The 6,541-nt window shown below is 56.4% G+C and carries 6 protein-coding genes, 1 tRNA gene and 1 pseudogene; 4 read left to right on the forward strand and 4 right to left on the reverse strand.

From position 1 onward, the window contains the following. Positions 1 to 202 precede the first annotated feature (202 nt). Positions 203 to 766 carry an elongation factor P gene (efp, locus tag ACTYEO_RS12250; protein ID WP_449324024.1) on the forward strand — a complete coding sequence of 188 codons (564 nt, stop codon included), beginning with the start codon at positions 203 to 205 and terminating at the stop codon, positions 764 to 766. Between the two features lie 66 nt (positions 767 to 832). Here the strand turns inward: efp and ACTYEO_RS12255 are convergent. The 4 genes and pseudogenes from ACTYEO_RS12255 to ACTYEO_RS12270 all read right to left on the reverse strand — a co-directional run bounded on the left by ACTYEO_RS12255 (position 833) and on the right by ACTYEO_RS12270 (position 4,935). Next, positions 833 to 1,679 (reverse strand): annotated as a pseudogene (locus ACTYEO_RS12255) (rhomboid family intramembrane serine protease). Between the two features lie 56 nt (positions 1,680 to 1,735). Continuing rightward, positions 1,736 to 2,713 (reverse strand): hypothetical protein, encoded by a 978-nt coding sequence (locus tag ACTYEO_RS12260; RefSeq protein ID WP_449324025.1) that lies wholly within the window; start codon positions 2,711 to 2,713, stop codon positions 1,736 to 1,738. 122 nt (positions 2,714 to 2,835) lie between these two features. Further along, a complete protein-coding gene (locus tag ACTYEO_RS12265; RefSeq protein WP_449324026.1) occupies positions 2,836 to 4,203 on the reverse strand; it encodes a TolC family outer membrane protein in 1,368 nt (455 codons plus the stop codon). 78 nt (positions 4,204 to 4,281) lie between these two features. Beyond that, entirely contained in the window at positions 4,282 to 4,935 is a 654-nt protein-coding gene (locus ACTYEO_RS12270) for a protein-L-isoaspartate O-methyltransferase family protein (RefSeq protein ID WP_449324027.1), read from the reverse strand. A gap of 177 nt (positions 4,936 to 5,112) precedes the next feature. On the opposite strand from ACTYEO_RS12270, the gene ACTYEO_RS12275 reads away from it, so the two are divergent. From ACTYEO_RS12275 to ACTYEO_RS12285, 3 genes are all read left to right on the forward strand, one after another. Further along, positions 5,113 to 5,186, forward strand: a tRNA-Cys gene (locus tag ACTYEO_RS12275). Positions 5,187 to 5,296: 110 nt separating this feature from the next. Further along, positions 5,297 to 6,196, forward strand: a complete 900-nt coding sequence (locus ACTYEO_RS12280) for a glycosyltransferase family 2 protein (protein WP_449324028.1) — start codon at positions 5,297 to 5,299, stop codon at positions 6,194 to 6,196. 99 nt (positions 6,197 to 6,295) lie between these two features. Further along, the gene (locus tag ACTYEO_RS12285) at positions 6,296 to 6,433 is read left to right on the forward strand and encodes a hypothetical protein (protein ID WP_449324029.1); all 138 of its coding nucleotides are present in this window, start codon (positions 6,296 to 6,298) and stop codon (positions 6,431 to 6,433) included. The last annotated feature ends 108 nt before the right edge of the window (positions 6,434 to 6,541 follow it).

Consider the following 6,541-nt stretch of genomic DNA (forward strand, 5'->3'; position numbering starts at 1 on the left):
TTTTTTGCTCTTGTGTTTTAGGCGTGAGGGCTCTTATGCCCAGATTCTGTGCGATTCTGGTATGCAATCTCGGCATATGTGCATTGCGTACAGCGCATAGCTTAAAAAATCAACCAACAGATTCCAGTGTATTGCCTCCCTACCACACGCCAGATATAGGTGCGGTCATCAATTTCTCAAGTTTTTGCCAAGGTTTTGACACATGCCAAAGATTAACGGCAACGAAATCCGCCCGGGAAACGTGCTGGAACATAATGGTGGTCTTTGGGCTGCCGTGAAGGTCGATCACGTAAAACCCGGTAAGGGTGGTGCCTTTGCTCAGGTCGAAATGCGCAACTTGCGCAACGGCTCCAAGCTCAATGAACGGTTCCGCTCCGCCGACAAGGTTGAACGCGTGCGACTGGAGCAAAAAGACCAACAATTCTTGTATGAACAAGATGGCATGCTGGTCTTTATGGATGCCGAAACCTATGAGCAGATCGAACTGCCCTCCGAGCTTTTGGGCGACCGCCGTCCCTTCTTGCAAGATGGCATGACCATCATCGTGGAATTCTACGAAGAAGAGGCGCTGAACGCGACCGTGCCGCAAAAAGTGACCTGCAAGATCGTCGAGACCGAGCCTGTGGTAAAAGGCCAGACAGCGGCTAATAGCTTCAAGCCCGCCATTTTGGATAATGGTGTGAAGGTCATGGTGCCGCCATTCGTCGGACAGGACGAGGATATCGTCGTGAACACCGAGACGATGGAATATTCTGAGCGCGCGTAACCACAGCGATCTGAGTAAAATAGCAAACGCCGCGTCAGGACATCCTGCGCGGCGTTTTCCTTTGGATCAATCCCGCCTGCCCGACCAAGGGTTGCGAGAGCCGCGCCTGCGCCCTGAGGGGGGCACGCGGCTCAGATCAGGGGCGGGAGGGGGTGCCGATGTTCGGCGGCGTTTGACACGTGGGATACGGCTGGCCCCAACATTCTCATATTCCGCATCTTCATGCGGGGGATGCCCATGGGTCTTTTTCCAATATTCAGGCCCACCAATCCGCATCCAGAGCGGAAAGGCGAGGATAGCCCCTGCTATGAAACCGCCTGCGTGCGCCCAATAGGCCACGCCACCGCCAGCCGCATCAGCCCCCACCCCGCTAAAGACCTGCAGGCCGAACCAAAGGCCCAACATCACCCAAGCCGGCACGGTGAAAACTTTGAAGATGATCACAATGATCACCAGAATATCGATCCGCGCGCGCGGAAAAATCAACAGATACCCCCCCCATCACCCCCGCAATCGCACCTGATGCGCCAACCATCGGAATACCTGAGAAAGGATCCGCCGCGTATTGGCCCAAGGCCGCGGCAATACCCGAGGCAAGATAGAAGACCAAAAAACCCAAATGCCCCATCAGGTCTTCAAGGTTATCGCCGAAAATCCACAAAAACAGCATATTGCCCGCAAGATGCATCCAGCCGCCATGCAGGAATTGCGAGGTCACCAAGGTTTGGAATTCGCCCGCGCGAAACAGGTCCACGGGCACCAGACCCCAAGTGGTATAGAAGGCCGACAGGGCGCGACCATCCGAGGATAGGGCAGGATAATAGGACAGGAAGATCAGCACATTCAGCGCGATCAGCGCATATGTGACAAAGGGCGTCCGGTCAGACGGATTATGATCACGTATCGGAAACATGTCTCTCCGATGTTGGAGCAATCTCCGCGCAGGCCAAGCCCTCACAAAGCAATTTCTTACTCGAGTTCTTCTGCGGCAAGGGCCAAACGAATTTCACGGCGCACCATTTTGCGCACATTTCGAGTGATCCTTTGCCCCAAAACACCCTGTAATTCCTCACGAACAACCTGTGCGATAATCTCACGCAGGACTTCCTCGTCCAGAACACTATCGTCATCGCCAAAACCAAAGGCTGCGCCGCGGTAGCCCAAATCTTCGACCTGATCTTCCAATGCATCATCACCTGAGGCTTGATCAATCTGTGCACCAAACTCGACCACACGTTCTTCGGCACTGGCATCGGCTTCAACCTCAGGGTTTTCTGCAGCGCGGTTGATGCGTGCGAAGACGGGGGGTTCTTGTGCAGGCTCGGCCTCGGTTGTGGCCTCAGGCGCGGTTTCGGTCTCAGGGGCATCCTCGATATCACCGAGGCCGTTGAGGGCTGCCAGCTCTTGCTCCAAATCATCGGGCAAGGCGTCATCCTCATCTGATGCGCCCTCGTCAGTGGCGGGCTCAGACGACTCATCAAAAGCGGCTTCATCTTCGGTTTCGGGCTTGTCCGCATCAACGGGGTCAAGGTCTATAAACCGCGCTTCAGCAACCGCGCGCGCAACAGCGCCGCTCGTTTCATCCGCAGAAAACTCATCGCCATGCTCAGGCTCGAAGCTATCAGCCTGATCTGAACTGCCGCCAACATCATCCCAATTGGCCATGCGGTCATCGGGAGACCATTCAAGGCCGATTGAACCATCCGCGCCGTCAACATCAGCGTCATCATCAGCTTCACTGGGCAGGTCAACAATAGAAAGCTCTGCTTTCGCGTCACTCTCGGCCTCGTCCTCAGCGCCCTCGGAAACACGTAGCTCAGGCGTCAAAACCAGCCTGTCTACGGCGATTTCAACATCTGGGTTTTGGCTGGGTGTATTGTCAGAGACGAGACGGCGCACTGAGGACAGCACATCTTCAATAGCCTCGGATTTCATCGCTTCACTCACGCCCCAAACTCCTCAATTGTCTCGAACACCGCTGATACGGTTGTTATTCTAAGCGAAACAATAGCGTCAAAAACAGTTTGTTACAATGGATTGGTAAAGAAGCAGAAAATGCCTGTGCCCAATCAGTCGCGCCCGATCCGCTGCATCAGGGAATCCAGACGATCGCCTTGCACGCTTTGCAAACGGGCGGGCGCATTCTGGAACGCATCGGAATAGGCCTGCGGGTCATAGCTGGGAACATCGAGATTGAGATGCTCGACAGTCAAAAGCCCCGCCGCAGATAGAACGGTATAGGAAGCCGTGTAGAGATCGGCCTGCGCCTGAATCCGCGCGATACGGGCATCCAGAAGGTCCTGCTCGGCATCCAGAACATCCAATGTTGTGCGCGCGCCAAGCGAGGCTTCCTCCCGCACACCGTCAAAGGCGATTTGCGCAGCCCGAATGCCCTGATCTGTCGCCTGTATCTGGGCCGAGGCGATCCGCAGACGCGCATAGGCATTGCCAACCGATTGCAGATTAACGCGGGTTTGCTGGTTCAACTCGGATTGTGACGCGCTCAAAGTGGCCAAGGCTACGCGTTCCAGCGCAAAGAGCCGACCACCACGATAGATCGGCTGGGTCAGGCTCAGCGTCAGGACATCTGCACGGCCTGTTGTGCGGCCTGACAAGGTGTCAGTGGTCTGCGCTTGCAGATTGATCGTTGGCCCGTAATCGCTGCGGGCTGCTTCAAGATTGTGCTGGTTGGCTGCAACCTGATGCTGAAGCGCAAGAATGGCGGGGTGGTTCTGACGCGCGAGCGCCTCGGCGTCAGCCTCGCTTGCGGGCAGCGCAGGCGTATTGCCTGGGCCAGACAAGGCGCCAGGTGCGCGACCCACAGAAATCTCGAAGAGTTGGCGGCTGATATCGAGTTGGCCACGGGCCGCTGCAAGGTTGGAGCGTGCTGTGGCCAATTGGGCCTCGGCTTGCGCCACATCGGTGCGGGTATCCTCGCCAACTTCGAACCGGTCCCGCGCGGCGCGCAATTGCTGGGTCACCACGCGCACATTGCTTTCGCGCACGCCCACAACCTGAGCATCCCGCCAGACATCCATATAGGCCGAGACAGCATCAAGCAGGACATTGCTTTCCAGCCCGACAAGCTGCTGACGCGCAGCCAAGACGCTTTCACGGGCGGCTTCAACAGCCAGCCGCGTTCCGCCATTGTCAAAAAGCAGGAGATCAGCCGTCAGACCAACCGTCGAGGTCTGCACATCTGTGGGCCGGTCCCAACGGCGCGAGGCGATGAAATTCACCACAGGCCGCAGCCCCGCCACTTGCTGTGCAACGCCTTCATCCTGAATACGCAGGAGATACCGGTTCTGTTCCAGCAGGTCCGAGTTCACATAGGCATCGCGCAAGGCATCGTTCAACGTATCCGCGCGCGCAGCCCCGAGGCTGACCGCAAGCCCGAGCACAACCGCCGCAACGCCCCTATACACCATCTTTGCCATGCATAGTCTCCTTGGTAGCGAATGTGAGCCCGTGCTCAGCCCGAAAACTCTTACCCTGAAATATATGGTGCTGCGGTTCTAGAAAACAAAACTTGGTGCAGGGCTGAAGCCCGGCAAGACGGGTGCGGCCGCGTTAAATTCCATCCGCCAGTTCACAGCGCCTTCGATCTTGTGGCCGATGCGCACCTCGCCCAAAGCCCCCTCCATGAAGATCGCCGCGATGCGGCCACCCTCTTTGAGTTGATCAAGGATCGCTTGCGGCACCTCAACAACGCCCCCTTGGATGACGATCACATCATAGGGGCCGTGCTTGGCAGCACCTTCGCCATGAGGCGCGGCAATCACGGCTGCGTTATGGATGCCGAGTGCGCCCAGATTGGCTTCGGCCTCACTGGCCATGTCTTCATCTTCTTCAACCGCAACCACTGCTTCTGCCAGCTGCGCCAAGAGTGCTGTCGAATACCCCAGAGCAGGTGCGATATCGAGCACCAGCTCATCCGCTTCGACATTCAGACCATCAAGCATTTTGGCAATCGTGCGCGGCTCAAGCACGCAACGATGCGGTGCCAGATCGATGTTTTCACCCATATAGGCAACGTCGCGCAGCGCGTCGGGCAGGAACGCCTCGCGCGGGACAGAAAGCATTGCATCAATGATCGGGAATTTCGTGACATCAGAGGGCCGCACCTGAGTGTCGACCATCGTTTCGCGGAGTGTGGAGAAGTTTTGCATCGAACTGAACCAATGAGTCTAGTTATGTTGACCCGTATTCGCATAACCCCGCAGCACGCGCAACTGATTACCAAGCCCGTGCGGTATTTCACCGTAAGTTGCGCAATAAAACGCCGCATAAGCGCTTGCACGACCTGCGTGCTTGGGCTACCTCCACCTCCACCACACGTGGCCCGAGGCGGGTTGGTAGAGTGGTTATGCAGCGGATTGCAAATCCGTGTACACCGGTTCGATTCCGGTACCCGCCTCCATTTACCCCCTCTCAATATACCTAGATCGCGGTGGGCTTGCGCTGGATTTAATTGGCGGCTCTATGCTAGGCTGGATCAAAAGATAGACTTGAGCCTGAGCGGACCACTCCTTGATCGAAAATGCAAAAGCCCCCGTAGCCGCCCTGACGATGGTGCGTGGCGAAGATTTTTTCCTCAAACGCTGGCTGGCCTATTATCGCCAGTTCTTGCCTGACGAGCATATCTATGTGCTCAACCATGGTGGTGACCCCGAAGTTGCCGAGATCGCGCGTGGCGTGAATGTCATCAGCCTGCCCTATGATGAAACCAAGCGGAATGTGAACCAGCGGCGGTGGCAGATCCTGTCGCTGTTCACCTCGGGGCTGACCCAATTTTATAACTGGGTTATCTGCAATGATGTCGACGAATTGGTGGTTCTTGACCCCGATCACGGCAGCAATCTGGTGGATTACCTGATGGAGCGCCGCGCCGCAGACCGCGTGCCGCAGGCATTGATCCCGTTTGCCGTGGAAATGGTCCATGTGCCCGAATTGGAACCCGAAGGCCTGACCGAGGATGGCCCTATTTTGGGCAAGCGGCGGATCTATAGGCTCAACTCGAATTACGCCAAACCCTGCATCACTTGCGTGCCCCTGGAATTCAAAGCCGGAGGCCATGGCTCGACGATCAAAAAGTTCGCCATCGATCCTCATCTCTACAATATGCATCTGCGCTTCGTGGATTACGGAATGTGCATGGCGCGGTTAGACAAAAGCCTTGCACGGCGGCTCGACGGGAAAACGCCCGAGGAGATTGCCGCGATGAAGAAGGGAAAATGGGGGTGGAATTCAGCCGCCGAGACCTTCGATGCCATCTCCAAGCGCCATCCTGAGGCAGAGACGATCGATCACCCCGAGTTTCGAAAGAAAATGCTCGAAGACAAGATCGTGAAGGAACCATGGACCCTGATGGGCGGTGGCCGCCCGCCCGTGAACTTCCGCCTTCCAGAACGGTTTTCGGGGCTGTTCTGAGGCTCTGATCAGATCGCAACGAAAACAATCCTGCCCCATAGCGAAAACTGATCACCCGCGTTAATAATGGCTCAAAAGATAATCGAGCAGTAAAACCAGATGAGCGGCACATCCATTTCAATCGAGGCGTTGCGCAAGCGCAAAAGCCCCCATGGCAAGGTCATGGCCGTCTCGATGATGAAGGACGAGGCCCCGTTCCTGCTGGAATGGTTCGCTCATCTGAGCCTCCCCCTTTGAATTGGTCCGTCCCTATAGTTAGGAAAACGGAGAATCGAAGATGGGAATTACGAGACCGAAGCCTGAAGAGATTGTTGTTAAGCTGAGGCAAGTTGAGGTGCTGACAGG

This window comes from Rhodophyticola sp. SM2404, from assembly GCF_053570515.1.